The 24,304-nt window shown below is 72.3% G+C and carries 18 protein-coding genes and 1 tRNA gene; 10 read left to right on the top strand and 9 right to left on the bottom strand.

Going from position 1 to position 24,304, the window contains the following annotated elements; translation table 11 throughout:
• Positions 1–433 precede the first annotated feature (433 nt).
• Entirely contained in the window at positions 434–1,315 is an 882-nt protein-coding gene (locus tag RND61_RS21625) for an SGNH/GDSL hydrolase family protein (protein WP_315879690.1), read from the top strand.
• 542 nt (positions 1,316–1,857) lie between these two features.
• Here RND61_RS21625 and RND61_RS21620 read toward each other — a convergent pair.
• Positions 1,858–3,384 (bottom strand): non-reducing end alpha-L-arabinofuranosidase family hydrolase, encoded by a 1,527-nt coding sequence (locus tag RND61_RS21620; protein ID WP_315879689.1) that lies wholly within the window; start codon positions 3,382–3,384, stop codon positions 1,858–1,860.
• Between the two features lie 1,259 nt (positions 3,385–4,643).
• Between RND61_RS21620 and RND61_RS21615 the strand changes: the two genes are divergently transcribed.
• The 4 genes from RND61_RS21615 to RND61_RS21600 all read left to right on the top strand — a co-directional run bounded on the left by RND61_RS21615 (position 4,644) and on the right by RND61_RS21600 (position 9,084).
• Complete coding sequence (locus RND61_RS21615) at positions 4,644–5,807, top strand: cellulase family glycosylhydrolase (protein WP_315879688.1); 1,164 nt, start codon at positions 4,644–4,646, stop codon at positions 5,805–5,807.
• Positions 5,808–6,177: 370 nt separating this feature from the next.
• Positions 6,178–7,088 (top strand): IS5 family transposase gene (locus RND61_RS21610; RefSeq protein ID WP_315879687.1). Its coding sequence is split into 2 segments (ribosomal slippage): positions 6,178–6,526 and positions 6,526–7,088, totalling 912 coding nucleotides; the frame shifts between segments, so codons are not numbered across the junction.
• Positions 7,089–7,788: 700 nt separating this feature from the next.
• Positions 7,789–8,028 (top strand): DUF397 domain-containing protein, encoded by a 240-nt coding sequence (locus RND61_RS21605; RefSeq protein WP_315879686.1) that lies wholly within the window; start codon positions 7,789–7,791, stop codon positions 8,026–8,028.
• A gap of 84 nt (positions 8,029–8,112) precedes the next feature.
• Positions 8,113–9,084 carry a Scr1 family TA system antitoxin-like transcriptional regulator gene (locus RND61_RS21600; RefSeq protein ID WP_315879685.1) on the top strand — a complete coding sequence of 324 codons (972 nt, stop codon included), beginning with the start codon at positions 8,113–8,115 and terminating at the stop codon, positions 9,082–9,084.
• Between the two features lie 21 nt (positions 9,085–9,105).
• Here the strand turns inward: RND61_RS21600 and RND61_RS21595 are convergent, their stop codons facing one another.
• From RND61_RS21595 to RND61_RS21580, 4 genes are all read right to left on the bottom strand, one after another.
• Positions 9,106–9,915 carry an SAM-dependent methyltransferase gene (locus tag RND61_RS21595; RefSeq protein ID WP_315879684.1) on the bottom strand — a complete coding sequence of 270 codons (810 nt, stop codon included), beginning with the start codon at positions 9,913–9,915 and terminating at the stop codon, positions 9,106–9,108.
• 174 nt (positions 9,916–10,089) lie between these two features.
• Positions 10,090–10,530, bottom strand: a complete 441-nt coding sequence (locus RND61_RS21590; protein ID WP_315879683.1) for a hypothetical protein — start codon at positions 10,528–10,530, stop codon at positions 10,090–10,092.
• Between the two features lie 787 nt (positions 10,531–11,317).
• Positions 11,318–11,584, bottom strand: a complete 267-nt coding sequence (locus RND61_RS21585) for a hypothetical protein (RefSeq protein WP_315879682.1) — start codon at positions 11,582–11,584, stop codon at positions 11,318–11,320.
• A gap of 133 nt (positions 11,585–11,717) precedes the next feature.
• A tRNA-Pro gene (locus tag RND61_RS21580) sits at positions 11,718–11,791 on the bottom strand.
• A gap of 698 nt (positions 11,792–12,489) precedes the next feature.
• Here RND61_RS21580 and RND61_RS21570 point away from each other — a divergent pair.
• Complete coding sequence (locus RND61_RS21570) at positions 12,490–13,002, top strand: DUF309 domain-containing protein (protein ID WP_315879681.1); 513 nt, start codon at positions 12,490–12,492, stop codon at positions 13,000–13,002.
• Positions 13,003–13,077: 75 nt separating this feature from the next.
• Here RND61_RS21570 and RND61_RS21565 read toward each other — a convergent pair whose 3' ends face one another.
• From RND61_RS21565 to RND61_RS21555, 3 genes are all read right to left on the bottom strand, one after another.
• Entirely contained in the window at positions 13,078–13,458 is a 381-nt protein-coding gene (locus RND61_RS21565) for a DUF488 domain-containing protein (RefSeq protein ID WP_315879680.1), read from the bottom strand.
• Positions 13,459–13,695: 237 nt separating this feature from the next.
• Complete coding sequence (locus RND61_RS21560; protein ID WP_315879679.1) at positions 13,696–15,072, bottom strand: carbohydrate-binding protein; 1,377 nt, start codon at positions 15,070–15,072, stop codon at positions 13,696–13,698.
• Between the two features lie 91 nt (positions 15,073–15,163).
• On the bottom strand, positions 15,164–16,114 hold the full coding sequence (locus RND61_RS21555) for a LysR family transcriptional regulator (RefSeq protein WP_315879678.1): 951 nt from the start codon (positions 16,112–16,114) through the stop codon (positions 15,164–15,166).
• A 169-nt stretch (positions 16,115–16,283) separates the two neighbouring features.
• Here RND61_RS21555 and RND61_RS21550 point away from each other — a divergent pair, with 169 nt between their 5' ends.
• Positions 16,284–18,503, top strand: a complete 2,220-nt coding sequence (locus RND61_RS21550) for an NADP-dependent isocitrate dehydrogenase (protein WP_315879677.1) — start codon at positions 16,284–16,286, stop codon at positions 18,501–18,503.
• A gap of 187 nt (positions 18,504–18,690) precedes the next feature.
• Here the strand turns inward: RND61_RS21550 and RND61_RS21545 are convergent, their stop codons facing one another.
• Positions 18,691–19,707 carry a LysR family transcriptional regulator gene (locus RND61_RS21545; RefSeq protein WP_315879676.1) on the bottom strand — a complete coding sequence of 339 codons (1,017 nt, stop codon included), beginning with the start codon at positions 19,705–19,707 and terminating at the stop codon, positions 18,691–18,693.
• An 881-nt stretch (positions 19,708–20,588) separates the two neighbouring features.
• Between RND61_RS21545 and RND61_RS21540 the strand changes: the two genes are divergently transcribed.
• Genes RND61_RS21540 through RND61_RS21530 form a run of 3 tightly spaced genes read left to right on the top strand, consistent with a single transcriptional unit; the run spans position 20,589 to position 24,222 of the window.
• The gene (locus RND61_RS21540) at positions 20,589–21,827 is read left to right on the top strand and encodes a styrene monooxygenase/indole monooxygenase family protein (RefSeq protein ID WP_315879675.1); all 1,239 of its coding nucleotides are present in this window, start codon (positions 20,589–20,591) and stop codon (positions 21,825–21,827) included.
• Positions 21,824–22,963, top strand: a complete 1,140-nt coding sequence (locus tag RND61_RS21535; protein WP_315879674.1) for an LLM class flavin-dependent oxidoreductase — start codon at positions 21,824–21,826, stop codon at positions 22,961–22,963. The genes RND61_RS21540 and RND61_RS21535 overlap by 4 nt, the downstream gene beginning before the upstream one ends.
• Positions 22,960–24,222 (top strand): styrene monooxygenase/indole monooxygenase family protein, encoded by a 1,263-nt coding sequence (locus RND61_RS21530; RefSeq protein WP_315879673.1) that lies wholly within the window; start codon positions 22,960–22,962, stop codon positions 24,220–24,222. The genes RND61_RS21535 and RND61_RS21530 overlap by 4 nt, the downstream gene beginning before the upstream one ends.
• The last annotated feature ends 82 nt before the right edge of the window (positions 24,223–24,304 follow it).

Raw genomic sequence — 24,304 nt, 5'->3', positions numbered from 1 at the left:
ACGGTCGAGCAGGCGCGGCGGCCCCACGGCCGGGGACGACTCCCGGGCCGCGGCGGCCTCGGAGCCGGGGGCGGCTCCCTGGCCGGGCGCGACCCCAGGTCATGGGTGGTCGGCGGAGAGCGGCGCGCGGGTGGGCGCGCCCGACCGGCGCAGAGAAGCGGAGTCGTTCCCCCCGCGGAGGATGACGGGGCACCAGCGGTCGGCCCGTCCCCGTGCGCATGCCCCGCCGACCGGGCGCGGCTTGCCCCTCGTTGCTGTCGGACGTCTTGACGGGCTTTCACGCCCGCCACATATTACGTACCAGTAGCACACCCCAGTAACTGCGCGCAGTGCCTCGTGTCAACGGCAGGCGGACGGGACCGCCTGCCGCCGTTCCGCCCGCTCCCCGGTCCCCGCCGACCGGAGCCCCGCCCCCACCATGAGAGGCACCGCCATGCGTTTCGTCCCATCGAGCCGCCGCGCCCGCACCGTCGTCGCCGCTGCCACCACCACCGCGGCCGCCTTGGCCACGGCCGGTCTCGGCACCGGTCCCGCCCTGGGCGCCGAGACCCAGGTCGGCCGCTACGTCGCCCTGGGCGACTCGTTCGCCTCGGCGGCCGGTGTCCCGGACCAGGTCGACTCCGCCTGCGCCCGCTCCAGCCGCAACTACCCCGCCCTGGTGAACGCTTCGCTGGCCCCCGCCGCCCACAAGGACGTCACCTGCGGAGGGGCCACCACCGTGCACATGACCTCCTCCCAGAACGCCTCCGCGCCCCCGCAGTTCGACGCGCTGAACGCCGACACGGACGTGGTCACCCTCACCATCGGCGGCAACGACATCGGTTTCGCCGACATCATCGTCCGGTGCGTGAGCCTCGGCCTGTTCAACCCCTCCGGCTCGCCGTGCAAGAACAGCTACACCTGGACCGGCACCGACCGGCTCGCCGCGACCATCAACGCCACGGCTCCCAAGATCGCCGCGACCATCGACGGCATCCGCCAGCGCGCGCCACACGCCAGGATCCTGGTCACCGGCTACCCCGCGATCCTGCCCGACGACGGCACCAACTGCCCCTCCGTCGTCTCGATAGCCAAGGGGGACGCCCCATGGCTGCGGGACACCCACAAGCGCCTGAACGCCATGATCGCCGCTCAGTCCGCCGCGCGCGGTGCCGTGTACGTCGACACCTACACCAAGTCCATCGGGCACGACGTCTGCAAGCCGCAGGGAACCCGGTGGATGGAGCCGCTCATCACCAACGCCGCCGCGCCGTTCCACCCCAACGCGGCCGGTGAGCGGGCGATGGCCGACGCCGTCCTGGCCGCCGCGTCCTGACGGGCCCGCCTGCGCGCCACCGCTCGACGGCCGACCGGCTGACTGGCTGACTCAGCGCACGCCGCGTCGGCCGGTCGGCCGGGGCCCGCGCCGTACCAGCGGACGCGGACACCGGACACCGGACACTCGCCCGGATGCCCCGAGGATCACCCGGGCACCGGGAGGGCGCGGAGCCCCCTGGGTACGGCCCGAGTGGCGGCCCGGTCGGCGAGGTCGCCGGCGGTCCGGTTGCCACCCGGCACCGACGGTGACGCCGGGCACGCGGCCGACCGTGTCGCGACGGGCGGCCGCCCTGCCCTGGCACGGCCACCGAGGCGCACCCCCCGGACTCGTCACGGAGGCGGGGCGACCGCCGAACACCGGTGGCTCCGTGGGGTTCACGACCCCAGGCGGCAAAGCGGTCCGCACGGGGTGGGGCGAGCGTGGTGACCGCCCGAGCGCCACGGGCCTGTGTCCGGCCGGTGCGGTGAGGCGGCAGGGTGACGGCACCCCGTCGGCACGGGTCCGCCGACGGGGTGTGGGGTTCGTCCGCGACGGTCGGGTCAGCAGGTGGAGTTGGTCTGGGTGAGCAGGCCCATCCGCCAGGGCAGGCGGAGGTAGTCGCCTCCGGCGCCGGGGTCCATGCCCTGGTAGACGTACTGCATGCGGCACGGATTGATGGTCAGGGTCTGGTCGTTGTTCGCACGGACGAGCTCGCCGTGGCTGATGTCCTGGGTCCAGGCGCCGCCGGGGAAGGTGACGTTGGCGCGGCCGGCGAAGGGTTCGTTCTCCGTGGCGGCGAGAGGGGTCCAGGTGCCGGTGAGGGTGGAGGAGGTGTAGGAGCGGAAGTAGCGGCGGCCGGTGGAGCCGATGGACTCCTGGATGAGCAGGTACTGGTTGCTGCCTGCGACCTTGTAGACGTTGGTCGCCTCGAACAGGTTGAACTTGCTGTCGGAGAGCACGATCTGCGTGTTCCCGAAGCCGTTGGGGAAGTTCGCCAGGCTCGTCTGGGCGCGGTAGATGTGGCCGTTGTCGTCGCTGAAGAACAGGTGGCAGTTGGCCGTGTCGCAGATGACCCAGAAGTCGATCCAGGTGCCGTCGCCCTTGTTCTGGGTGACGATCGGCGGTTCCTGGGAGATGAAGGTGCGCGGCGCGGACCAGGAGCGCGGGTCGGCGGGGTTGGTGCTGGTGGAGTAGGTGGGCGGGCCGGTCTGGTAGACCATGTACCACAGGTTCTGCGGCGCGAAGTAGAACACCTGGGGTGCGGCTCGGTAGCCGGGGCCGATGGCCGAGGCGATGTCGAGGTAGGTGTGCGGCGCGGAGGCGGCCTGCGACCAGTCGGCGAAGTTGAACTGCACCAGGCCCCAGCCGGAGGGGCTGGCGGTGGTCGCGTAGGTCAACCACTGGTTGTTGTGGCGTATGACGGAGAAGTCCTTGATCGCCAGCGCCTGCGGGTGCTGGGCGTCCGGCTTCGGGCCGGCCAGCACGCCGCTGGAGGACCACCGGAACGTCGACGGCAGCGAGCCGCCGCCGCTGCCGACCCGGACCAGTTGCCACTGCTGGTTCGCCCCGCCCCAGTCGGCGTACTGCACGACCTTGGCCCCGTCCGCGGTGGAGCCGCCCTGCACCTCGACGGCCTTGCCGCTGTTGCGGTTGATCAGCCGGACGTGGCCGTCCGGTGAATCGGCCAGCCGGAACTGCTGGTTGGTGCCGTTGAGGTCACTCCACTGCACGATGCCGGCCCCGTCGGCGGTGGAGTAGTTGTAGACGTCCAGCACCTTGCCGGAGTGCTGCGCCCGCAGGCGGTAGTAGCCACCGCCCGAGTCGACGAACTGGAACCGCTGGTGGGCACCGTCGTGACGGGCCCACTGCTGGACGGAGGCGCCGTTGCCGGTGTCCGCGCCGGACACCTCCAGCGCCTTGCCGCTGCCCCGGTTGACCAGCACGTACCACGCGTTCGGGTCCACGGTGGCCGCCTGCGCCGTCCCGGCCGTGCCCCATCCGGACAGGAGCGCCGCCAGCAGGGCGGTCACCGCGGCGAGCACCCCCGTACGCCGGCCGCGCCTCCACCCCGGAGACAGGAATGTCATGTACCTGCCATTCATTTCTCGATTCCCCTTCACTGTGCGCGGCTCCCGCCGGGGCGCCCGCCGGCCCGCCGTGTCGAGTGACGCGGACCTGGAAGCGCTTCCATGTGACGAAATATCGAACATTGGTCGGTAGGTCGGAGATCTGGGGCGCACAGTAGTGACCTGCCCGGTGAGCGTCAACGGGTCGCGGCGCCGCGGGGAAAGCCCTTCCACCGCCGACGGGCAGCGAGCCCCTTCGACCCGACCGCCGATCGGGGTGACGGTGGGGACCGTCCGCGCCCCTCCTGGCGGTGGCCGGCCCGCTCGGCCCGGCTGAACCGGCACACGGGGAACCGCCCACGCCCCGAGCCCAACCAAGCCCACGCCTCCGAGCCCAACCAGCTCACGACCACGCGCCAGCACGCCCCACGCCCACCACAACCCCCTGCCCCACCACCACGGCGAACACCGTTGCAGTACGAGTAGGACGTGGACAGGCCCACCCACCGACGGTGTGCCCGTTCGACGGGATGGTGCCGATCAGGCGAGCAGGAGGGGGAATTGGCCGGGGACCGCTGCGCCCCGGAGGCCGGTCGCTTATACACAGGAGTCGCCGCCCGGCGTGAAGGGGTCACGGCCCCAATCACACCAAGGACCCCGACATCCCATGACCTCTCATGGAAATGCACCGCGGAGCCGACAGTCCCGCATCACTCCCGCCGGACCCGGAAAGGGGCACTCCTTCACAGAGCCTGCGGCACCTCACCCGCAAGCCCGTGAAGGGCAGCGGCCACTCCGCCCTCGGAATCGGGCAAGATCGTAGAGGGAAAGCACGGGGGTGACAACCGCCGGAACAGGGCCGATTCGGTTTAGCGGCGGTTTATCTCTCGAACAGAGCCCCCATCAGGTTGCGACGCGAAACTTTCTTGACACTTCTATTGACACGACGCGAACACAAGCCGCCTCATAGGGGGGACATCCGGCCTGCGGACTGACGCGAGAGGGTGTCCTCGCCCCATCACGGCAGGACCCCTCACGCATTTCCGCTGGAGGGTTCCTCACGTTCTGACAACGTTGTCTAGCCGATCACCTCCGGCAAAGGGCGACGCGTCGGAGCTTCCGGGGCCCTGCGACCACGTCGCCCGTGCCGTCCGTTCCCGGCCGCCATCCCCATCGGCCGGACGCAAGGAGGACTCCCGCACCCCCAGGCGGTCTCCGTGCGCGGGCGGCACCAGGGCGCGGCAGGCCGATCCCCCACTGACATGCCTCCGAGGAGAGACATGAACAAGCCACCGCGCGGCACCCTGCGCACGGCCGCCGGCGCTGTGATCGCCGCCTTGGTCGGCCTGCTGCTCCCCGTGTTCGGGCCGGCGGGCGAGGCCGAGGCCGCCACCGGCATCCGCGTCAGCAACGGTCGCGTGTACGAGGCCAACGGCAACGAGTTCGTGATGCGCGGCGTCAACCACGCACACGCCTGGTACCCGGAACGGACCAGTTCGATCACCGACATCGCCGCCAAGGGCGCCAACACCGTCCGCGTCGTCCTCAGCAGCGGCCACCGGTGGACCAGGACTACCACCGCCGAGGTCACGTCCCTGATCGGCAAGTGCAAGGCGAGCAAGCTCATCTGCGTGCTCGAGGTGCACGACACGACCGGTTACGGCGAAGATGCCGCCGCGACCACCCTGGACAAGGCCGCGGACTACTGGATCAGCATCAAAAGCGCACTGGCGGGCCAGGAGAACTACGTCATCGTCAACATCGGCAATGAGCCGTTCGGCAACAACAACCAGAGCGCCTGGACCGACGCCACCAAGAGCGCGATCGGCAAGCTGCGCGGTGCCGGCATCCACCACGCCCTGATGGTGGACGCTCCCGGCTGGGGCCAGGACTGGTCGAACGTCATGCGGAACAACGCCGCCTCGGTCTTCGCCTCCGACCCGGACCGCAACACCATCTTCTCGGTCCACATGTACGGGGTGTACGACACCGCCGCGGAGGTGCAGGGCTACCTGAACCACTTCGTGAACAACCGGCTGCCCATCGTGGTCGGGGAGTTCGGCGACGAGCACAGCGACGGGAACCCGCACGAGGACTCGATCATGGCGACCGCGCAGTCCCTGAAGCTGGGCTACCTCGGCTGGTCCTGGAGCGGCAACGGCAGCGGAGTCGAGTACCTCGACCTGGTCAGCGGCTTCAACGCGAACTCCCTGACCGGTTGGGGCAACCGCTTCTTCAACGGCGCCAACGGCATCTCCACGACCTCCAAGCCGGCCACCGTCTACGGCGGCACCGGCAGCACCGGAGGGAGCGGCACCGGCGGCACCGCCCCGAACGGATTCCCGTACTGCACCGGCGGCAGCGCCTCCGACCCCGACGGGGACGGCTGGGGCTGGGAGAGCAACCGCTCCTGCGTGGTCCGCGGCAGCTCCGCGGACCGCTGACCACTCCCCCGTCGAAGACGGAGGAGAGCGAACAGGTGCCCTCCCGATCCCCTGGGCGGGAGGGCACCCTCCGGCGCCCAGTAGGCGTTCGTCCCCTCCCTCCGCCTCGGCAGCGGGATCCGCCACGCCGTCCGCACGACCGACGCGGTCGAACCGATCGAGCACGGAGTCGCCGGCGGTCGGGGCCCGCGACCACGTTCCCGACAGGCGGGCCGCACTCCGGCGCGCCCCCACGGCGATCCTGTCGCCCGGTCCCGCGAGCGAGGGAGCGGCCCGCCGGCCCGGCCGTGGGAAGACCCGCGCCGAACGCCGTCACCGAACACCTTCGACAACCGGCTCTCCCTCTAGGACCTGTCTGATAATTGATCTTGTGGTGGGTCGGGGTGAGCTGACGGATGCGGCGTGGGAGCGGATAGCGCCCCTGCTGCCGGGTGTTGACGGACGGGGTCGTCCGTGGCGGGATCACCGGCAGGTGATCAATGGGGTGTTGTGGCGGTTGCGGACGGGGGCTCCGTGGCGTGACCTGCCGGAACGCTATGGGCCGTGGCAGACGGCCTATGAACGGTTCGCCCGCTGGGAGGCGGACGGAACCTGGGCTCGCCTGCTCGAGCAGGTCCAGGTTCGCGACGACTCCGTCGGAGCCGTGGAGTGGACGGTGTCGGTCGACTCCACGATCAGCCGGGCTCATCAGCACGCCGCCGGCGCCCGCAAAAAGGGGCGGCGGCGGGGGACGAACTGGAAGATCCGGCATGTCCGTCGGCTGGCCAGGCGCTGGGCCGGTCCCGCGGCGGGCTGACCACCAAGATCCACCTCGCCTGCGACGGCCGGGGCCTGCCCCTGGCTGTCGTCGTCACGCCCGGCAACGTCAACGACTCCACCGTCTTCGACACGGTTATGGACGATCTGAGAGTGCCCCGGACCGGCGCGGGGCGCCCCCGCCTCAGGCCCGATACGGTCGTCGCGGACAAGGCGTATTCGTCCCGGGCGATCCGCCAGTCCCTGCGACGCAGAGGCATCCGGGCGGTGATCCCGGAGCGGGCGGACCAGAAGGCCAACCGCCTGCGGCGAGGGAAGGCCGGCGGCAGGCCGCCGGCCTTCGACCGCGAGCTTTACAAGGCCCGCAACGTGGTCGAGCGCTGCTTCAACCGCCTCAAGCAGTTCCGCGCGATCGCCACCCGCTTCGACAAACTCGCCACCCGCTACAAGGCCGGAGTCCACCTCGCCTCACTCATCCTCTGGCTCCGCGAACCCAACCAAGATCCTTTGTCAGACAGGACCTAGTACGTCGACGCCCCCGGCCCCTCCGGTTGCGCCGGTTCGGCCGACGGGCCCTGGGCCGCGTCACCACCGACCGGCCGTGCCGCTCCGACAAGCACCGCCCGCGCGGGACGAACGTCCGGGTCGGCCGTCGAGCCGCTCGGAGCCCGTACGAGTCCCCCTCACCCCACCCGGAGCGGCCCACGCCGCCCGCGCGACCCGCACCCACGCCACCACCGACACCCCGGGGCTCCGGAGCCGGCGCCGTTTCGGTTCCGCGGGGTGGCCGCCCCATCGAGGCGAGTCTCCCCATCGACTCTCCCCCGGCGGCCCACCGCCATGTCGCGACGGCAGCCGGCTCCCGCTCACCGAGCACCCCACCACCTCATCCCTCGTCCCCGGAGCCCGCACCCGCACCCGCACCCGCACCCGCACCCGCACCGCGCGATCCCACCCCGCTCACCCACACGGCTGAGCTCCGTACCGCCGTGTTGCCGCCGAGCGAGACGTGCCCCCGGCGTTTGCGGTGAAGCGCGGCACAACGGGGGTCGCCTCACCCTTTCGTGGGACGGCATTGTTCGATTTGAGCTCGCTAGCATTCCCCTCACACCGGGCCATGAAATTGCATGACGGGATTGCATGGGGTTCCCGCCTGCGCGATTCCAGCGGACCCGCCAAGAAGGATCAATTAATAGGATTATCCAACAGGAAGGGTGAGTCTCGAATGCAGGACTTCACGAACGGCATGGCGGCCGGCCTCATCACCACCCCGTGGGTGAAGAGCAGCGTCAGCGAAGCCAACGGCCAGTGCGTCGAGCTGTCGCAGCTGCGCAAGGGGAGCGTGGCGATGAGGAACTCCACCGACCCCGACGGACCGGCGCTGGTCTTCCCCGCCGTCGAGCTCGCCGCTTTCCTCGAGGGAGTCAAGGATGGCGAGTTCGACGCCCTGGTGGCCACGAACTAGGCTTACGTGGTAGTGAGTTCGGGCGACACTTCGCGCTCGGGCGTGTCATGATGGCGCATATGACAAGCCTCTAAAGGAGCGTCAGTGTCCCCGGACCCGATTCCCATCAACCGTCGGGCTCGGCGCATCGCCGGGCCCGACGGTACCAACACGGCCGCCTTGGTCATGCTGGGGCTGGCGGCTAAGGACCTGCGTGACGAAGCGGGACTTACACAGACCGCCCTCGCGAAGGCGATTCACGTATCGAACTCGACGATCAGCCGCCTGGAGAAGGCCGAAACCGCCCCGGAGCGGCGGACGGTCGAGTCGGTGTTGAACCATCTCCGCCCGAGCCCCGCGAAGAGGGCGGAGATCGAGACGTTGTTGTCGCGGGCGCTGGAGCCGGAATGGTTCCAGCATCGTTTCAGTGACTGCACCCCGGATTACCTTCGGCGGCTGCTGGGCCTGGAGTCGATGGCGATCCACCTGACGACGTACGACGTGCGGCTGGTCTCCGGTCTCCTGCAGACGCCCGCGTACACGCGCTGCGTCATCCTCACCGGTCTGCACCTTCGCGAGTGGGACTCCCCCGAGGTGGAGCTGCGTCTCACTCAGCGCATGGAACGCCAGAAGCGCGTGTTCGAACAACCCGACCCACCTCGGTGCATCTTCCTCATGGACGAGTCCGTTCTGCTTCGGCGGGTCGGCCCCGACGAGGTGATGCGCGAGCAGATGTCACACCTTCGCGCACTGGCCGACCTGCCGCACATCACCATCCGGTTCGTGCTCCTCGACCGTATGATCGCGGGCAATGCCGGCACGATGGCCGGCTCGATGACCCACCTCGTGTTCGGCCGCGGCGGCCTTCCCGACTTCGTCTACGTCGAGGGGTACGAGAAGGCCGACTACTACAGCAAGCCCGCGCTGAGCGCCGAGGAGCGTGCGAAGCCGTGGCCGACCAAGGAGAACGAGTTCGAGCGGCATCTGCAGCTGCTCCTGCGTCTCCAGGGCGAAGCGTGCGCGTCCCCGGCCAAGAGCCGACTCATGCTGGACGAGGCCGTCAAGCGCTACTCGTAACAACTCGCGTGGCCCGACCGCCTACTCCCGGGGCGGCACCTTCCCCAGCCCCCCGTACTCCGTCCACTCGATGCTGCGCTGACGCTGCTGGAGTTCGGAGTCAGGACGCCAGTCGGTCACATCGACGAGTCCCGGCTCCTCCACGACGAGGTTCTTGAAGATCTCCTCCACGTCCGCCTTCTCCCGGACGCGGCCCCAGTTGCCGTGGGTCTGGACCCGCATGAGTTCGGTGACGTCGTCGCGGACCTCGGGATCGTCGCTCACGAGCTGGCAGACGACGACGAAACTGCCGGGGCGGAGCTTGTCGACGACCCTCTCCACGAGCTCTTTGGGGCCGGCGCTGTCGGGCAGGCAGTGAAGCACGGAGACGAACAGGGCGGCCACCGGCTCGGTGAAGTCGATGAGCCGGGTGAAGTCCTCGTGCGCGAAGATCGTGTCGGTGTCCGTCATGTCGACGGGCAGGATCGCGGTGTTGTCGTTCTCGTCCAGCAACGACTGGCCGAGCGCCAGGACGACGGGGTCGTTGTCGATGTAGACGACGTGGGCCTCGGGATCGACCTCTTGGGCGATCTGGTGCACGTTGCGCTGCGTCGGCAGACCGGATCCGAAGTCGATGAACTGCCTCATGCCGTGCTCCTCGGCGAGCACACGGACCACGCGCTGGAGGAACAAGCGGTTGTTCAGTGCGAGTTCGCGTGATGTGGGCGCGATCTCCAAGAGCAGTCGGCAGGCTTCCCGGTCGACTTCGAAGTTGTTGCTGCCACCCAGCAGCCAGTCGTACATCCGCGCCGCGCTTGGCACCGACAGATCGACATGCTTCTGCTTCGCCAACGGGCGTGTCCCCTCGCCGTTTCCGCCGCGCTCCCAGTGGATTCGCCCATCCTATGAGGGCAGCACACAGCGCACCAGCGCCGGTACGGGTGAAGGGTGGCGCAAGGTGGCGAAAAGTGGCGGAGCGGAGTGCCACGCCGGCGGATACGTGCGCGGGTGTCGTTCAGGAGTGCGTCAGGGGAGCTTCCCCCCGGCGAGGTGAGGCAGCGCGCGCCGGGCGACACCGAGGCCGGCCTCGACCGCGGGAGGTTCGAGGCCCATGAGTTCGGCCGCCTCGTCGACGGAGAGGCCGAGCCCGTGGCAGAGCACCACGCTGTCGGCGCTGGTCTCGGGAAGGCCGTGGTACAGGGCGGCCACCCCGGCGTCCTGCGGTGGGCTGTCGTCGGCCTCGCAGCGGATGTGGTGGCGGAGTTCCTCCCAGACGTCGGCCGCGAGACAGGGCTGGTTCAGCAGCCAGTCCCAGTGCCGGTGGGCGTAGGCCAGGGTGGCGCGCACCACGGTCACCACTCCGGCGGACAGGCGCGCCTCGGCGTAGCGCGTGTAGCGGGGGCGGTTTCGTTCGGCGAAGGCGGTGAACCCGAGGTCGGCGGCGACGAGGGCGGGCCCCGGCTGCACGCGGGGGTGAGTCCGCGCACCGGCCTTCGGCGCACTCGATCGAGGGGTGGAGAGAATGGGGAGCTCCTCAAGCATGCGGGACTGTTCGCCGGCCCTGTACTCATTGCCGCGCATCGCAGCGGCACGGGGAGAGGGCTCCACGCCCTTCAGGGCGCGGAGCCGGAATGCCCGGGCTGCCCGGACCGGGCCCCGGGTGACGTTCACGCCGGCATGTCAGGTGAAGCCCAGCGCGGTCACGACGAAGGCGGATCCGGCCGCGTCGGCGTCGGTGTCCGGGCCCGGAGTCCGCCCCAGGGCCAGCGCGGCGGGAAGGGCACTCGGCCTGACCGGCGCGCATCTGCCGGATCCATCGTGAAGTGCCACGGAAAAGGCACGGGAGCTGATACCGTGAAATTGCCCGGAGGGCGGCTGCAGATGCCCTCGGCGAATCGGTTCGAACATTTGGTGCATTTACCTTCGATCTGAATCGTCCTCGGGAATGTGGTGACGCACCTTCCCGGGCGGGCCCTCGACCAGGGGTCCGAAAGGAAAGTACCGCGCCGCGCAGGGCGATCGGGCCCCTCACCCCCCTCATGCAAAGTCATTCTTGTCGTACTTAGCACTTCGGTCAAAAGTGATCAGAATCTTCCATCGTTTGACCATGGCTGGTAATGGAAGAATCAATCTCATTCCCTCTCGGTCCGAAGGGGCAATTTCACCTCACATTTGACGTGGAAGGACTCCAGGCGGGGCGACGCCGGCCGGGGTCGGAAAGGCCACTTCGGTTCCCGTACCCGTGACCGACCCGTCATTCCTCGTTCACGCCGACGGCCTCGGCATACCGGCCCTCTTCCGCGACGGCCCGCACCGTCCGACAGCGAACGGTCCCCGCCTCGGCGGCCCGGCCGGCGAGGGGACCAAGAGCAAGCACACCCGCGAGGTCCCCCTCGTCGAGGAGATCCGGTCCGTCGTAGCGCAGCGCGTCCTGGCCGCCGGCCCCGTCTCCGATGCCCGCCTGTTCACCGGGTCCCGCGGCGGCCTCATCACCACCGCCGGAGCCGTGCTCACGCCCCACCCCGGCGTGCCGCGCGCCCCGTCGCCGTCGCGCGCCGGCACGGTCAGCGAGTTGGTCCCCAAGAGGCCCCAAAACGATCAAGGGGCCGTTTCAGATCTCTCTGAAACGGCCCCTGACCTGCGACTCTTTCGAGTCGGGACGACAGGATTTGAACCTGCGACCCCTTGACCCCCAGTCAAGTGCGCTACCAAGCTGCGCCACGTCCCGATGCGTCTCGGCCCGGCCATCGCCGGGTGAGCGCGCAAGAGAACATTACCTCACCGCGCGGGCAGGTCCGAAAGGGGCTGGTGGGTGCGGGCCGCCAGGGTGTCGGCGCCGCAGACCGCGGCGAGGGCGGCGGCGCGGGCCAGTTCGGCGCGGGAGCCGAGGGCGTGGTCGTGGCGGGCGAGGGCGCGCCCGTACGCGGGCGGGGACGCCTCCGGGTGGCGTACCGCGCGGGCCAGGAGGGGCCCGGCCTCGTCGGGGGTAGCGAAGCGGCGCGACGCAGGGCCTCTCGGAGGGCGGTTCCGGTGCCGGAGCGTTCCGCGCGGGTGAGGGCGGCGAGGCGGGTGACCAGGCCGCTGCCGCGTGCCGACGCGCCCAGGCCGCGCAGGAGGCCGGCGGAGCGGGCGACGGGTTCCGACCTCCGGTCCCGTACGGTCGCGAGGAGCTCGACCGTCCCGTACGGGTCGCCGCCGGTGACCCCCCGCAGTTCCCGGCAGGACGGGGCGTCGGTGCGGTCGCCGAGCGCCGTGCGGGCCGGGTCGGCGATGGTGTCCTCGGTGAGGGCCCGCAGGGTGGCGGTGAACCCGGCCCGGGCGGCGGCGCACCCTTTATCGAATGCGGGTTCGAGTTGCGAGGGTGGCCGGGGCGCCGGTCGGAGCAGACGATTCGGGCCGTCCGCGCCGTGCGGGGACAATGGGCGGATGGACAGGGCTCGGAGGGACCGCGACGCGGAGGGGCGCGCCCGCAGTGCGCGGCCCCGGGACGGGCTGGGGAGGCCGCTGCCGTACGGAACGCCGGGGGTGGAGCGGCAGCCCGAGGGGGTGGAGCGCTCCCCCGAGGAGAGCCTGCGGGAGGCGCAGCGGCTGCTGGACGCGGGGCGGCCGTTCCACGCGCACGAGGTGCTGGAGGACGCGTGGAAGGCGTGCGCCGGGACGGGGCGCGAGCCGGAGCGGGAGCTGTGGCGGGGGCTGGCGCAACTGGCGGTCGGGCTGACGCACGCGGCGCGCGGCAACGCCGCGGGCGGGGAGCGGCTGCTGCTGCGCGGTGCGGACCGGATCGGGCCGTACGGGGCCGGGAGCGGGGCTCCGGGGCCGTACGGGGTCGACGTGGGCGGCCTCGCGGCGTGGGCACGGGAGCTCGCGGGGCGGCTGCGCGGGGGCGCGGACGCGGCGGTGGACCCGGTCGCGGAGGCGCCCCGGCTGACCGGGCGCTGACCGGGCGCCGGCCGGGTCGGTCCGTCGGTGGTCCTGGCGGAAACCGCACGGTGAGGGGTGCCGGGGGCGGTGCGGTCACCCGCCGCCGAGCCGGTCGCGCAGGACGGCGGCGTGGCTGCGCTCCGGGTCCTTGGCGGCCGTCAACAGGGTGAGCGGCCCCTGCCGCGTGAGGGCCCGGACGCGGTCGAGGGCCTCGGCGGCCCGGGGTTCGGCGAGCTCGGCCTCGTACCGGCGCCGGAACTCCTCGAACACCTCGTCGGACGTGGCGTCGGAGGCGTGGAACCAGCGGCGCAGCCCGGTCGACGGGGTGGCGGACCTGGGCCACTCGTCGACCCTCGCGTCGGCCTTGGAGAGCCCGCGCGGCCACAGCCGGTCGACGAGCACCCGCGGCCCGTCGCCGGGCTCCGGGGACTCGTACACCCGCCGCAGCCGGACACGGGACTCGGGACGGCTCATGCCCCCAGCGTCCCCCGGCCCCCGCCCTCCGGCAACACCCACCGGCCGACCCGGCGGCCTGTGCGGGGCGGCGGGCGGCGGGCGGGCCGGAAGAGGCCGCCCCCGGCGCCGGGGGCAGGCCGGAGCCGGGGGCAGGGGCGCTCCCCGCCGTGCCGGGGCGGGGGCGCGGGCGGGGTCCGTGTCCGGACGCCCTGGCCGGTGTGCTGGTGTGACGTTTCCGCGGTGGGGTCCCCGTGCCTAGACGCGCTGCCAGAGCGCCGGCACGTTCGGCGGCTCCCAGCCGGCCTGGGCCTGGTGGGACTGGAGGCAGCGGTAGGTCGCGCCGCCGTACGTGACCTGGTCGCCGGCGCTGTACACGGTGCCCGCCGCCCACGTGCCGCCCGGTTCCTCCGGCGGGTCGCCCGGCCCCGGCTCACCGGGGTCCGTCGTGGTGGTGAGGGTGAGGCCGTACGTCTGGAGGATCGGGTTGATCGGCTGGTGGTACGTCGTGCCGCCCGACCGGCAGTCGCCGGAGCCGCCCGAGGTGACGCCCTGGGCCTGGCTGCCGGAGATGTACGAGCCGCCGGAGTCCCCGGGCTCGGCGCACACCGACGTGCGGGTGACGCCGCTGATGGTGCCCTCCGGGTAGGTGACGCTCGTGTTGTGCTGCTGGATCGCCCCGCAGTGCCAGCCGGTGGTGGAACCGGACCGGCAGATCGACGCGCCGACGACGGCCTGCGTCGACCCGGTGACCTGGACGTTCTGGCCGCCCGCTCCCTTGACGTACGGGGTGGAGCGCCAGTTGCTGTTCGCGGCCACCCACGCCATGTCGCGGCCGGGGAAGCTGGACCCCTGGAAGGAACCCAGCGCGATCTGGTTGAAGCCGCTGGTGGCGGTGCCGGCACGGCCGCAGTGGCCGGCGGTGGCGAAGCCGTGCTGGGTGCCCTTGGTGACGGCGTAGCCGATCGAGCAGCGGCCTCCGCCGCCCATGTAGTACGCGTCTCCGCCCCGGATGTCGTACAGCGGGCGCGGCCGCTCGGCGGAGGACTCGACACGGACGAGGGACCGGTCGACGCCGGCGGCCCTCAGGAACGACTCGGCGGCGGCCCGCTTGGTGGCGCGGACGGTGACGGAGTTGGTGCGCACGTCGACGTACCAGACGGGCGTGTCGAGGGTGTCGGTGCGGGCGGCGGCCCGGTCGAGGGCGGCCTTGGCGGCGTCGAGGGCGGCCAGCGCGTGGGGGACGACCTTGGCCTCGGCGCCGGCCGCGCGGATCGCCGGGGCGTCGGCCGGGTCGGTGGTGGCGACGGTGAGGGTCGCCGACTCGGCGCCCCGCACCCAGGCTCCCGCGTAGTCCGCGCCGAGGGTGCCGCCGAGGCGGCCGGCCACCGCGCCGGCCTCCGCCTCGTTCACCAGGCGCCGCTGGGCCTGGGGCGCGCTCAGCCCCAAGTCCCGCTGCATCGCGGCGAGTACGTCGGGGGACGGCTTGTCGGCGCCCATGCTCACCGCGGCCGAAGGGGGGGTGGCGGGCGGGGTGGGCGCGGCGACCGCCGCGCCGGGGAGCGCGGTCAGCGCGAGCGCGCCGACGGCCGTTGCGGCGACGGCCCACGCGGCTCCGGTGTGTCTGTGGAGCATCTGGTGTTCTCCTCGGTTTCGGTGGGGGTCCCGAAACCGTAGGTGTTGCCGAATGCCCCTCAGAAGATGTCGCTTTTCCCTCTCTTCGACGTTATGGGAGGGCCGAAGCCCTCCAGGCGGCGTAACTGCGGCTGCGGGCCGCCGCCTCGGTGTGCGCGGCGCGCGCCCGGGCGACGACGGACGGCGCGGCGAGCGCGGCGGGCGCGGCCGGGTGCCAGCCGATGAGGTGTCGCCACACGAGGGGCGTGCCGGCGAGCGGCCGGGTCACGAGCCCGGCCGTGTCGGGGAACGTGGCGCGGCAGAGCCCGACGGCCCGCCCGACCTGGACCAGGTGGACGCAGGAGGCGGTGTCGGTCTCGTACACCCGGGACGGGGCGAAGCCGGCGCGGGCGCAGGCCGCGTGGAAGCAGTCGGCGAAGCAGCCGTCGCCGGGCACGTCGGCCCAGGCGGCGCCGGCGAGGTCGGCGAGGTCGACCTGGTCGCGGGCGGCGAGGGGGTGGCCGGTCGGCAGCATGACGAAGACGGGGTCGGTGGCGATCTCCGCCCAGGCCAGCCGGTCGCCCCCGGGCGGGGCGCTGGTGCCGCAGGTGCCGATCAGGGCGTAGTCGAGGCGGCCCTCGGTGACGGCGGCGGCGATCTCGCGCTCGGACCAGGAGGTGTGGGTGGTGACGGCGGCGCCGGGGTGGGCGGCGGCGAGCCGGTCGACGAGGGCGCCGAGGAGCGGGCCGTGCGTGCCGCCGAGCCGGAAGCGGCTGCCCGTGCCCTCGGTGGCACCCCTGGCGAACCGTACGGCGTCCTGCTGGAGCTCGCTGACCGCGGGCAGCACGATCCTGGCCCGCTCCAGGACGAGCTCGCCGAGGGGCGTCGCCCTCACCCCGTGTCGCCCCCGCTCGAACAGGGCCCCTCCCAGTACGCGCTCGATCCGCTTCAGCTGGGCGCTGAGGGCGGGCTGGGCCAGGCCGAGCGCGGTGGCGGCCTTGGTGAGGCTGCCCGCGTCGGCGATCGTCCGCACCGTCTTCAAGTGCCGCAGCTCAAGGTCCATGGAGCGAGCTTCGCGGGCCCGCCCGGACAGGGCAAGACTCTGGTCCGGACCTGTACGGCCGCTCCGGGGAAACCGCCGCGGAATCCGTGGGAGGGGGTCTGTCGAGCGGGAGGCGATCACGAGATATCTTGATGTCGAGCAATGTTACAGACGTGGAGCGGAGCACCCGGTGACTGACTCGACCATCATCTACACCCACACTGACGAGGCCCCGGCCCTGGCGACGTACTCGTTCCTGCCCGTGGTCCAGGCGTACGCCTCGACGGCCGGCGTCAGCGTCGAGACCCGCGACATCTCGCTGGCGGGGCGGATCATCGCCTCCTTCCCGGAGCACCTCCAGGAGGGGCAGCGCATCGACGACGCGCTGGCCGAGCTCGGTGAGCTGGCCAAGACGCCCGGCGCCAACATCATCAAGCTGCCGAACATCTCGGCGTCGATCCCGCAGCTGAAGGCCGCCGTCGCGGAACTCCAGGAGAAGGGCTACGCCCTTCCGGACTACCCGGACGACCCGAAGACGGACGAGGAGCGCGACATCCGCGCCCGGTACGACAAGGTCAAGGGCAGCGCCGTCAACCCGGTCCTGCGCGAGGGCAACTCGGACCGCCGCGCCCCCGCCTCGGTCAAGAACTACGCCAAGGCGCACCCGCACCGCATGGGCGCCTGGTCGGCCGACTCCAAGACGAACGTGGCGACGATGGGCGCCGACGACTTCCGGTCCACCGAGAAGTCCGCGGTGATCGCCGAGGGCGGCACCCTGCGCATCGAGCTGACCGGCGAGGACGGCACGACGACCGTGCTGCGCGAGTCCGTGCCGGTCCTGGCCGGCGAGGTCGTGGACGCGTCGGTGATGCGCGTCGAGGCGCTGCGCGAGTTCCTGTCCGCGCAGGTCGCCCGCGCCAAGGCCGAGGGCGTGCTGTTCTCCGTCCACCTGAAGGCCACGATGATGAAGGTCTCGGACCCGATCGTCTTCGGCCACGTGGTCCGCGCGTTCTTCCCGAAGACCTTCGCCGCCTACGGCGACGTGCTCGCCGGCGCCGGCCTCAGCCCGAACGACGGCCTCGGCACGATCCTGAAGGGCCTGGAGGCGCTGCCGCAGGGCGAGGAGATCAAGGCGTCCTTCGACGCCGAGCTCGCCGAGGGCCCGGCCCTCGCCATGGTCGACTCGGACCGCGGCATCACCAACCTCCACGTGCCGAGCGACGTCATCGTCGACGCCTCCATGCCGGCCATGATCCGCACCTCCGGCCACATGTGGGGCCCGGACGGCAAGGAGGCCGACACGCTCGCGGTCCTCCCGGACAGCAGCTACTCCGGCGTGTACCAGGCCGTCATCGAGGACTGCCGCGCCAACGGCGCCTTCGACCCGGCGACGATGGGCTCCGTCCCGAACGTCGGCCTCATGGCGCAGAAGGCCGAGGAGTACGGCAGCCACGACAAGACCTTCGAGATCGCGGCGCCCGGCACGGTCCGCGTCGTGGACCAGGCGGGCGAGGTCGTCCTGGAGCAGTCCGTGAACCGCGGCGACATCTTCCGGATGTGCCAGACCAAGGACGCGCCGATCAAGGACTGGGTGAAGCTGGCCGTCACCCGCGCCCGCGCCACCGGCGACCCGGCCGTGTTCTGGCTGGACGAGAGCCGCGCCCACGACGCGCGGCTGATCGAGAAGGTCAAGGCGTACCTGCCGGAGCACGACACCGAGGGCCTCCAGATCGAGATCATGGCGCCGGTCGAGGCGACCAAGTTCTCCCTGGAGCGCATCCGCCGCGGCGAGAACACCATCTCCGTCACCGGCAACGTGCTGCGCGACTACCTGACCGACCTGTTCCCGATCCTGGAGCTCGGCACGAGCGCCAAGATGCTGTCGGTCGTCCCGCTGATGAACGGCGGCGGCCTGTTCGAGACGGGGGCGGGCGGCTCCGCCCCGAAGCACGTCCAGCAGCTCGTCAAGGAGAACTACCTGCGCTGGGACAGCCTGGGCGAGTTCCTCGCGCTGGCCGTCAGCTTCGAGCACTTCTCGCAGGTCACGGGGAACGCCCGGGCCAAGGTCCTGGCCGACACGCTGGACCGCGCGACCGCGACGTTCCTCAACGAGGACAAGTCGCCGACCCGCCGCGTCGGCGGGATCGACAACCGCGGCAGCCACTTCTACCTCGCCCTGTACTGGGCGCAGGAGCTGGCGCGGCAGACCGACGACAGCGTGCTCGCGGAGGCGTTCGCGCCGCTCGCGAAGACCCTCACCGAGCAGGAGGGCACGATCGTCGAGGAGCTGATCGCCGTGCAGGGCCAGCCGGCCGACATCGGCGGCTACTACCAGCCGGACCCGGAGAAGGCGGCGGCGGTCATGCGCCCGTCGCAGACCTTCAACCAGGCCCTGGCGTCCCTGAGCTGACGCCACGCGCGCGAAGGCCGTGCCGGGCACTGTCCGGCACGGCCTTCGCCGTACCCGGGCGCCCTCCCGGGACGGACTTCCCGGACGGACTTCCCGGGGGCTGCCGGGCGGACTTCCCGGGGCTGCCCGGACGGGCTCCCGGGAACGGCCGTACTCGGCCGGCCGTCCCCTGCCGCCCGCGGGCCGCTCACCGGGACGGCAGGGCCACCGCGGGCTCGGCGTGTGCCTCCCGCCCCGCCCCGCGCGGCGCCGCCGGCTCGTCGGGCTCCCGGATCGTCCCCGGCAGCAGCCCTCCCTGGTCGCGCAGGCGGCGGCAGACGTCCGCCAGGACGGCGATGTTGGGGTTCTCGCGGTTCGGTTCGGGCCAGACCACGCTGAAGGTGCACGGCGCCAGGTCCGCGACGGGGCGGTAGCGGATGTCGGGCCGGGGGAACAGCTCGGCCGCGACGGCGGGCAGGAAGGCGATGGCCCCGTCGAACGAGACGGCGGACAGCAGGGACTCGACCCGGATGGCGTGGTGGTCGGTGTAGCGCACCGGGGTGCCGTCGGGGCGGGGGTCCATGCCCCAGAAACGTCGCTCGGCGACGGACACCGCCGGTGCCAGGCCGACCATGGGGCGGTCGGCGAGGTCCGCCAGCCGCAGCGCCGGCCGCCGTGCGAGCGGGTCGGAGGAGGACAGGCACACCACGCGCGGCTCGGTGGTGAGCGGCTCGGCGTGGAAGCCGGCGGACACCGGACCGTAGACGAACGCCGCGTCGATCTTCCCCAGCGCCAGGGCCATCGGCTGCTCGACGAGGTCGAGCACCTGGAAGTCGACCTCCAGGCCTCGGTGCAGGGTGGTGAGCGTGGCGATCACGCTGCGCGTGGCGGCCAGGGTCGCGGCGCAGTCGGTGAGTCCGATCCGCAGGACCATCCCGTCGGCCCCGGCCGTCGAGTGCCGAGCGGCGTCGCGCAGTTCGTCCGCCGCCCCCACCACGTTCCGCACGAGCGGCAGCAGGGAGCGGCCCAGAGGGGTCAGTTGCACCCTGCGGCTGGTACGGGTGAACAGTTGGACCCCCAGGCGCCGCTCCAGGGTGCGGATCTGCTGGCTGAGGGCGGGCTGGGTGAGGTACAGCCGCGCGGCGGCACGGCCGAAATGCAGTTCCTCGGCCAACGCCAGCAGCGACCGCAGTTGATGAACGGCTGGGTCCTCCGCGCCGGCCATCCCCCACGCCTCCTACCACTGCAGTTGCGTCTTCATCCATCAAGCATGCTAATCGATGGATCATTGCGCAAGCCCTCCGGTTCGCGGGAAACTGGCGTAGCCCGGGTCCGGTTGCGGGGATTCCGGTACAGCGCGAGGGCATTGGCCGAAAACCGGTCCGCCGATCCTTTGCCCTGTCCTGAATTCGCCCGCACACGGCAGGGCGCTCTCCGGCACGTTCCGCGGAGGGCGGTCGCCGGATCGCGTGCGGAAGGGTCGGCGGAGGACCGCACGAGCCCGACCGGCGATACGGCGACAACCGCGCACGGCCATAGAGCATCGAACGGTTTGTCAGGTCATCGGTGATCGTCGAACATCCCCCGGGAACCGCCCGCCCGCACGGGCCGATCCCCCGGTCCCGCGCCCGTGTCCGTACCCGAATGCTCCGTGGAGGTGGTGTGAACGGCGACTGGTCGGGGACACCGGCCGTGAGCGCGGAAGCGGCGGCCGGGCGGCGTCCCCCGTCCCCGGCGGTCCCGCGGCGAACGCCCCGGGGACCCACCGAACGGCACCGGAGCGCTCCGCCGGGCGCGGCGGCCGGACCACCCCCGGGCGCCGGTCCTCCCGTGACGCCGCGCGGCGCGCCGCGCCACGGTCGAGGAGGCGGTGGACCGGCAAAGCCGCACGCCTCCGGAAACCGTCGCCTCACGCATTCCTCTTCACGGACCGCGAATCCCCGCTTCCCGGACCCTCTGAAAGGAAGTACCCGCACATGACGAATTCCACGTCCACCCCCGTGGGTGGCCGGCGCGTTCCGCCGTATTCCCCCACCCGCCCGGCCGGATTTCCGGGCGGCAGTGCCCCGGGAGGAATTCCGTTCCCGGCGCGGGTGGGGTGAGACCATGGGCATCGGTATCGTGGGCACGGGGATATCCGGTCTTCACCTGGCCCTCCGGCTGCGGCAGTCGGGCATCGACGCCACCTTGTACTCGGCCCAGGGGCCGGACGAGATCCGCGGCGGGCCGCCGTTGAACTTCGTCACCAGGTTCGCCTCCACCCGGGAGCGGGAAAAGGCGCTCGGTCTGACCGCGTGGGAGTCGAGCACGTTCGACAACGCCTGGGTCCACATGTGCGTGGAGGCGCCCGGGGGGCCGTCGTTCCGCGCCCGGCTGCCCCGGCCCGCCAGTTCGGTCGACTTCCGGATGTACCTCGCCGCGCTGCTGGAGGAGTACCGGCGGCGCGGCGGGAGCTGGGTCCGCGAGCGGGTGGCGGACCGGGACGACCTGCTGCGGCTGGCCGAGCGGCACGAGCTGCTCGTCGTGGCGGCCGGACGGGGAGCGCTCACGGACGTCTTCCCGCGCGACCCGGCCCGCTCGCCGTACGACTCCGCGCCGCGGCACCTGGTCGGCGGCCTCTTCCACGGCGTCCGGTCCCCGGAGGAGCCCGGGATGACCATGCACATGGTCCCCGGTGCCGGTGAGGTCCACGCCCCGGCGTACCACTCGTTCACCGGGCGGGTGACCGCGGTGCTCGTCGAGGCGGTGCCGGGCGGCCCCTTCAGCGCGGTGACGGACCGGGACCACCGGGAGGATCCCGGCCGGTTCGCCGGGGAACTGCTGGAACTGCTCGCCGCGTACGCGCCCGCCCTGCGCGCCCGGATCGACGAGCGGGAGTTCGCCCTGACCCGGCCCGTGGACCTGATGCGGGGCGCGGTGGTGCCGGGGGTCCGCCACGGCTGGGCCCGGCTGGCCGACGACCGGTACGCGCTGGCCGTGGGCGACGCGTGGATCACCAACGACCCGATCACCGCGCAGGGCGCCAACCTCGGCTCGGCCCTGGCCTTCCAGCTGGCGGACGCGCTGCGGGAGCACCCCGGGCCGTACGACGAGGCGTTCTGCCGCGCGGTCTCGGAGCGGATGTGGACGACCGCCCAGCCCGTCGTCGACTGGACGAACCTGTTCGTCGGCCCCCCGCCGCCCCAGGTGGGCACGCTGATGGCCGCCGCCGCGGCCGACCAGCGGGTGGCGGACGCCTTCGTCGCCCGGCTCGACCGCCCGGACGCCATGTGGCGGTGCGTGCGCAGCCCGGAGAGCACGGCCCGGTTCATCGAGGAGGCACGAGCAGTGAGGAGCGCCGCATGAGTGTGAAGGTCGGCCTCGTCTGGGACGCGGTCGGAGACGTGGGGGCCGGACGCGGGCTGCTGGAGGTCGCGCGCCGGGCCCGGCTGGACGCCTTCATGGTGGTCGACCACCTGATCAACGTCTTCCCCCGGCAGGCCTGGGACACCGACTTCAGCTACCTGGCCGCGGACATGCCCACCCCCGACCGGTGCCTCGACTTCGCCACCGTGCTCGGCAACTTCGCCCCGCTGGCCGGCCCGGTCCGGCTCGCCATCGGGGTCACCGACCCCCACCGCCGGCACCCCGCCGTACTGGCGCAGACCGCGCTGACCCTCGCCCAGCTCACCGAACGGGCACCCGTGCTCGGCATCGGGGCGGGCGCGCTGGAGAACCTCGTGCCGTACGGCGTGCCGCACGACCACCGGGTGGGCCGGGTCGAGGAGGCGCTGCGCGTCCTGCGGATGTTCTTCTCGGGCGAGGGCCCGCACGACTTCCGGGGCCGCCACTTCACCCTGGACCGCGCCCTCATGGGCCTGCCCGCTCCGGCGGGCCGAACCCCGCTGATCTGGCTGGGGGCGAACCGCGAGCGCATGCTGAACCTGGCCGGCCGCTACGCCGACGGGTGGATCCCCTCCGACCTGATGGCCCCGGACGAGTACGCCCGGCGGCTGGCCGTGGTGCGCACGGCCGCCGAGCAGGCGGGCCGGGACCCCGACGCCGTCCTCCCCTCGGGCGGCGTGCCGATCGTGGTGGCGGAGTCCGACGCCGCCGCCCAGGACCTGCTGCGGGCCGCCCCGATCCGGTTCCTGGCCCTGCACGCGGGAGCGCGGGCCTGGCGCGCGCACGGTGCCGCGCACCCCTTCGGCGAGGAGTACAAGGGCCTGGTCGACCTGCTGCCGCACCTGCTGACCCGTGAGGAGGTGACCCGGGCGCTGGCCGCGGTGCCCGACGAGGTGGTCGCCGACCAGGTCCTGGCCGGCAGCCGGGAGACGGTGCTGAAGAAGATCGGCGAACTGATCGAGGCGGGCATGCGGCACCCCATGCTGATGCCCGCCTCCGCCATGGCGTCGCCGGAGGCGGCCCGGTTCACGATGGAGGCCGTGGGCTGGCTCGCCGACCGGCTGCGCGGCGGGTCCGCCGAGGAGGAGGCGAAATGAGCGGCGTGGGCATCATTGGCTGCGGCATCTCCGGTCTGCAACTGGCCCTGCGGCTCCAGCAGCTGGGGGTGCCGGCCACGGTGTACTCGGAGCACGACGTCGACCGGCTCAAGGCCGGGCGGCCACGGAACTTCCCCGCGCGGTTCGGCCCCACCCAGGAGCGGGAGCGGGAGCTCGGCGTCTTCGACTGGGACTTCCCGGACGCCCAGGTCCACCACTGGGCGGTCACCATGCACACCGGCGGTCCGCGGCCGCTGGAGTTCCTCGGCGCCCTGCGGCCCCCCTCCAGCGTGGTGGACTTCCGGATCTACCTGCCGCACCTGCTGTCCGCGTTCGTCGACCGCGGCGGTGAGCTGGTGATCGGGGACTTCCCGGTCGAGGACCTCGCGCCCCGCCACGACCTGCTGGTCGTCGCCAACGGCAACCAGTCGGTGCGGCGGCTGTTCCCCGCCGACCCCGAGCGGTCGCCGTACTCCGCCCCTCAGCGCGTCCTGTGCACCGGGATCTACTTCGGCATCGGCGAGGAGGTGCCGCACTCCGTCGACATCCACTTCCTGCCCGGCGCGGGGGAGATACTGAAGCTCCCGTTCCTCTCCCCCGCCGGGCGGGCCGACGTCCTGTCGATAGAGGCGATACCCGGCGGCCCGCTGGAGGCCGCCCGGCACTTCGACGCCGACGCCGACCCCGCCGCGTTCCACCGGGACGTACTGGACCTGGTCGCCGCCTACGCCCCGCGGCTGCGCGAACGCATCGACACGGCCGGGTTCTCACTGATCGCGCCCGGCGAACTGGCCCAGGGCGGGATCACACCGGTGGTGCGCCGGGGCTGGACCCGGCTGGACGACGGCACCTGCGCGCTGGCCATCGGGGACGCCTGGATCACCAACGACCCGCTCACCGCGCAGGGCGCCAACCTCGGCTCGTACACGGCCTTCGCGCTGGCCGGCCTCATCGCCGGCAGCGAAGGGCCGTTCGACGAGGGGTTCTGCCGCGAGGCGTCGGCCCGGCTGTGGGAGCACGCACGCCACGTCGTGGAGTGGAGCAACGCCTTCCTCGCCGAACCGCAGCCGCACGTGGCGGGGTTGTTCCGACGGGCCGCGGCGGACCCGCGGGTCGCCGACGCGTTCATCAGCAACTTCCACGACCCGGTCTCCATGTGGCAGGCCCTGGCGACCCCGGAGGGCACGGCCGCCTTCGTGGCCCGTTGCGAGCGGCAGGCGCCCCCGCCCGCCGGCCCCCCGGCGGTCCCCCGCGGGTGACCGGCCGCGCCCGGCCCCTCCTCCCGGCACGACCCGACGCGACCCGAAGCCGCCCCGACGCCGACCCGAAGCGACCCGATAC

It is taken from the genome of Streptomyces tamarix, from assembly GCF_032423885.1.
Lineage (GTDB): Bacteria > Actinomycetota > Actinomycetes > Streptomycetales > Streptomycetaceae > Streptomyces > Streptomyces tamarix.
This window is presented reverse-complemented; position numbering and strand designations above follow the sequence as displayed.

Excerpts from the sequence above, each read along its gene's own strand:
- RND61_RS21540 (WP_315879675.1), top strand. The coding sequence starts at position 20,589 with ATGGGCATCGGTATCGTGGGCACGGGGATATCCGGTCTTCACCTGGCC.
- RND61_RS21545 (WP_315879676.1), bottom strand. The coding sequence starts at position 19,707 with ATGGCCGGCGCGGAGGACCCAGCCGTTCATCAACTGCGGTCGCTGCTG.
- RND61_RS21555 (WP_315879678.1), bottom strand. The coding sequence starts at position 16,114 with ATGGACCTTGAGCTGCGGCACTTGAAGACGGTGCGGACGATCGCCGAC.
- RND61_RS21605 (WP_315879686.1), top strand. The coding sequence starts at position 7,789 with ATGCAGGACTTCACGAACGGCATGGCGGCCGGCCTCATCACCACCCCG.
- RND61_RS21570 (WP_315879681.1), top strand. The coding sequence starts at position 12,490 with ATGGACAGGGCTCGGAGGGACCGCGACGCGGAGGGGCGCGCCCGCAGT.
- RND61_RS21530 (WP_315879673.1), top strand. The coding sequence starts at position 22,960 with ATGAGCGGCGTGGGCATCATTGGCTGCGGCATCTCCGGTCTGCAACTG.
- RND61_RS21560 (WP_315879679.1), bottom strand. The coding sequence starts at position 15,072 with ATGCTCCACAGACACACCGGAGCCGCGTGGGCCGTCGCCGCAACGGCC.
- RND61_RS21565 (WP_315879680.1), bottom strand. The coding sequence starts at position 13,458 with ATGAGCCGTCCCGAGTCCCGTGTCCGGCTGCGGCGGGTGTACGAGTCC.
- RND61_RS21620 (WP_315879689.1), bottom strand. The coding sequence starts at position 3,384 with ATGACATTCCTGTCTCCGGGGTGGAGGCGCGGCCGGCGTACGGGGGTG.
- RND61_RS21615 (WP_315879688.1), top strand. The coding sequence starts at position 4,644 with ATGAACAAGCCACCGCGCGGCACCCTGCGCACGGCCGCCGGCGCTGTG.
- RND61_RS21625 (WP_315879690.1), top strand. The coding sequence starts at position 434 with ATGCGTTTCGTCCCATCGAGCCGCCGCGCCCGCACCGTCGTCGCCGCT.
- RND61_RS21535 (WP_315879674.1), top strand. The coding sequence starts at position 21,824 with ATGAGTGTGAAGGTCGGCCTCGTCTGGGACGCGGTCGGAGACGTGGGG.